General features: G+C 51.1%; 5 protein-coding genes. 2 read left to right on the forward strand and 3 right to left on the reverse strand.

Annotated elements, in window-relative coordinates; translation table 11 throughout:
- Nucleotides 1–28: 28 nt before the first annotated feature.
- Together ftnA and yecR are read right to left on the reverse strand one after the other, a co-directional pair.
- The gene (gene ftnA / locus UTM25_RS00810; protein WP_023336146.1) at nucleotides 29–526 is read right to left on the reverse strand and encodes a non-heme ferritin; all 498 of its coding nucleotides are present in this window, start codon (nucleotides 524–526) and stop codon (nucleotides 29–31) included.
- 204 nt (nucleotides 527–730) lie between these two features.
- Complete coding sequence (gene yecR, locus UTM25_RS00815; protein WP_029741937.1) at nucleotides 731–1,069, reverse strand: YecR family lipoprotein; 339 nt, start codon at nucleotides 1,067–1,069, stop codon at nucleotides 731–733.
- A 234-nt stretch (nucleotides 1,070–1,303) separates the two neighbouring features.
- Here yecR and azuC point away from each other — a divergent pair, with 234 nt between their 5' ends.
- Both azuC and UTM25_RS00825 read left to right on the forward strand, forming a co-directional pair.
- Nucleotides 1,304–1,387: a stress response protein AzuC gene (gene azuC, locus UTM25_RS00820; RefSeq protein ID WP_014884364.1), complete on the forward strand. Its 84-nt coding sequence runs from the start codon at nucleotides 1,304–1,306 to the stop codon at nucleotides 1,385–1,387.
- A gap of 107 nt (nucleotides 1,388–1,494) precedes the next feature.
- A complete protein-coding gene (locus UTM25_RS00825; protein WP_008500405.1) occupies nucleotides 1,495–1,746 on the forward strand; it encodes a DUF2766 family protein in 252 nt (83 codons plus the stop codon).
- A gap of 42 nt (nucleotides 1,747–1,788) precedes the next feature.
- Here UTM25_RS00825 and UTM25_RS00830 read toward each other — a convergent pair whose 3' ends face one another.
- Nucleotides 1,789–3,132, reverse strand: a complete 1,344-nt coding sequence (locus UTM25_RS00830) for an anaerobic C4-dicarboxylate transporter (RefSeq protein ID WP_023312271.1) — start codon at nucleotides 3,130–3,132, stop codon at nucleotides 1,789–1,791.
- Between the last annotated feature and the right edge of the window lie 228 nt (nucleotides 3,133–3,360).

The following is a 3,360-nucleotide window of genomic DNA, read 5'->3' on the forward strand; positions in this document are numbered from 1 at the left end:
GGGCCGGAAACCGGCAACCGCGCTGAAATTAATTCTGCGTATCGAGAGTGGAAAGTTCTTTATCAATAAAGTAAAGACCTTCGCCGGATTTCCCCACCAGAGACAATTTATCCAGTACGGATTTAAACAGCTTCTCTTCTTCGTGTTGTTCAGCGACATACCACTGCAGGAAATTAAAGGTTGGGTAATCCTGGCTGGTCATTGCGGCATGAACCAGTTCGTTAATTTTCTGCGTGATCAGCTGCTCGTGCTCGTAGGTGGCGCGGAACAGTTCATCGAGAGAATTATACTCAGCGAAAGGTGATGTCACGGTTTCAATGCGCGGCAGGCTGCCCGTATCCGTAAGATAATCAAACAGACGCTGCATGTGGGTCATCTCTTCCTGAGCGTGACGACGCAGAAACGCGGCTGCACCTTCGAAGCTGTGATAGCTGCACCAGGCGCTCATCTGCTGGTAGAGCAGGGATGAAAAAAGCTCAAGGTTCATTTGCGCGTTGAGCTTGTCGATCATTTCAGTTTTCAGCATGGTGACGCTCCGGATTATTATTTCTGGTTCACAATGAGCGACACTATAATTTGTTATTTAATTATTTGCAAAACGTAAAATTTTTATTTTATTTATTTAAAATACGAATGGGAATAAAACGCATTGGCAATTTTTATAATTAATTAATGAGAATTGTTTTTGTTCGTAATGAAATAAACTGCCAGCAAATGCTGGCAGCGTTGATTAATACCACGGATTATTTGACTTAGGGTTAACGGCGTAACCCATACATTTATACTGGATAGTCACGCTCTCGTTCAGGCACAAAGAGCCGCTCGTCAGGGTGCAGGTTTTGATGGGCTGACCATAGGCTGAGGCGGTGGCATATCCCATGCTCTGACACGCTTTTGCTGCCGTGCCGTTATTCACATACTCATCGGAATACGCATTTTGCAGCGCTGCCTGGCCGTAATCGAGGCGGACGATGCCGTTCGGCGCGTCGCGGCTGCTGACTTCAGCCTGGCGGTTGATACTACACCCCGCGAGCAGCAGGATTGTGCCGGCTACAATGACTCTTTTCATGGTTCGCTCTGAGTGGATGGAAATACCTTATCGTACCCGCAGATGCCCGCTGCAATGCCTGGAATAGCCGGACAATCTGCCCTCACTCTTCGCAACGGGTGAGAGTGGAGCGCTATCAGGCCAAACCCTGATAAGAATGTGATGAGTATCACAAAATGATTGATTTTTGTGATGATGGTCATATTATAAGCACGTTGACAATAAAGTTGTATAACAAGTTAATGGAGCATCATCGTGAAACTGCGCAAAATCCTGAAAAGCATGTGGGCCAATTACTGCCGCACGTTCAAAGACGTGCCGCCAGGCGCCATGTTCTGATAAAAAAACCTGCTTCGGCGGGTTTTTTTGTACCTGCAGGCGATGATGGGAAGATGTCATGGGGTATGTTTTGCTAATATGGCGGCCTTTAAATAAGGAGAAAACCCATGTCACAAAACCTGAGCGCCGATCAGGAACTGGTCTCTGACGTTGTCGCATGTCAGCTGGTTATCAAACAAATCCTTGATGTTCTGGACGTGATTGCGCCGGTTGAAGTGCGCGAGAAGATGTCTACGCAGCTGAAAAATATCGATTTCGCCAGCCATCCTGCTGCTGCTGACCCGGTTACGCTTCGTGCGATCCAGAAAGCTATCGCGCTGATTGAGCTGCGATTCACGCCGCAGGGTGAGTCCCACTAAAACAGGGGGAGGGGCGACGGCACGTGTCGCCCTTTGATGCTGTTAAAAGAACGTCTGGACCAGCAGGTAGCTCGCCGCGCACGCGCAGCTTACTCCAATCAGCCCAGGCAGAATAAAGCTGTGGTTGATGATAAATTTGCCGATGCGGGTGGTGCCTGAACGGTCAAAGCCGATGCAGGCCAAATCACTGGGATAGGTCGGCAGGACAAAATAGCCGTACGACGCCGGGAAAAAGGCGATCAGCATTTTCGGGTCGATGCCCAGCATGAGGCCCATTGGCGCAACGGCCGTCAGCGCAGCCGCCTGGCTGTTCACCAGTTTTGACACCAGAAACAGCACAATGGCATACGTCCACGGGTGGCTCTTCACCACGCCTTCCAGCGCCAGCTTTAACTCGTCGAGATGCGCCTGGAAAAAGGTATCGCTCATCCACGCCACGCCGAACACCGAGAAGATCGCGACCATACCGGCCTTGAACACCGCGCCGTTGGAAATCGCCGACGCATTGACCTTACAGGCCATCAGCATCACGGCGCCCGCAATTAGCATCATCATCTGAATGACAAGGTTCATCGAAAGCGCCGTCATTTTGCCTTTCACCTCAAAGGCGGGGCGCAGTTCCGGGAATGCCCCCAGCAAAACGACCACGGCAATACCGGCAAAGAAAATCCACGTGGACCAGTAGGCCTGTTTAGGGAAACGCTGATTCATTAACGTCTCCGTACCGCCGTAGATAAACTCGCGCTGCTTAGGATCTTTCAGCTTTTCCTGAAACTCTATGTCGTCAGCCAGATCTTTCCCACGGCGTAAACTCCACAGGGCCGCAATGGCTACGCCGAAAAGCGAAGCGGGAACCGACACGGCGAGAATTTCCAGGATCCCCCACGCGTGGCCGATCCCATGCTGGGCCGCCAGGATGGACACCAGCGACACAACGGCAACGGAAACGGGGGATGCCGTAATCGCCATCTGTGATGCCACCGAGGCCACGGCCATGGGGCGCTCCGGGCGGATCCCTTTTTTCAGGGCGATATCCGCAATGATGGGGAACATGGTGTAGACCACATGGCCGGTGCCGCACAGAAAGGTCAGCATCCAGGTGGTGAAAGGGGCGAGCAGGGTAATGTGCTGCGGGTGTTTGCGCAGCAGACGTTCAGCAAACTGCATCATGACGTTGAGGCCGCCCGCAGTCTGCAGCGTAGCCGCACAACCTATCACCGCTAGGATGGTCAGCATAACGTCAACCGGCGGTTTACCCGGTTGCAGACCAAAGACAAAACATAAAATAAAAAGACCAATACCGCTGATTAACCCAAGCCCCATACCGCCGAAACGCGTGCCCGTCAGCAGGCAGAGGAGAATGACAACAAACTCAATGGTGATCATGATGCTCCCTCGTCAATGATTATGTAACTAAATAAATCATCACACGTTGTGTGGTTAATCATTGGGAGCCAGATCTGATTTGTTAAATTTCAGGAAAAGCAGAAGGTTGGAGATGGGAAGAAGACTTTATTTCGTATGGGACGTAAATTCACATTCAACAGCGATTCAAGGTGGTTTAATCATATTAAAAACTAACAGCGACATCCTGGTCCGGGGGGGGGGGGGGGG

It is taken from the genome of Enterobacter sp. 61D5 (genome assembly GCF_034107965.1).
GTDB classification, from domain to species: domain Bacteria; phylum Pseudomonadota; class Gammaproteobacteria; order Enterobacterales; family Enterobacteriaceae; genus Enterobacter; species Enterobacter cloacae_M.

Coding starts and splice junctions, on each gene's coding strand:
- ftnA (WP_023336146.1), bottom strand. CDS start 526: ATGCTGAAAACTGAAATGATCGACAAGCTCAACGCGCAAATGAACCTT.
- yecR (WP_029741937.1), bottom strand. CDS start 1,069: ATGAAAAGAGTCATTGTAGCCGGCACAATCCTGCTGCTCGCGGGGTGT.
- UTM25_RS00825 (WP_008500405.1), top strand. CDS start 1,495: ATGTCACAAAACCTGAGCGCCGATCAGGAACTGGTCTCTGACGTTGTC.
- UTM25_RS00830 (WP_023312271.1), bottom strand. CDS start 3,132: ATGATCACCATTGAGTTTGTTGTCATTCTCCTCTGCCTGCTGACGGGC.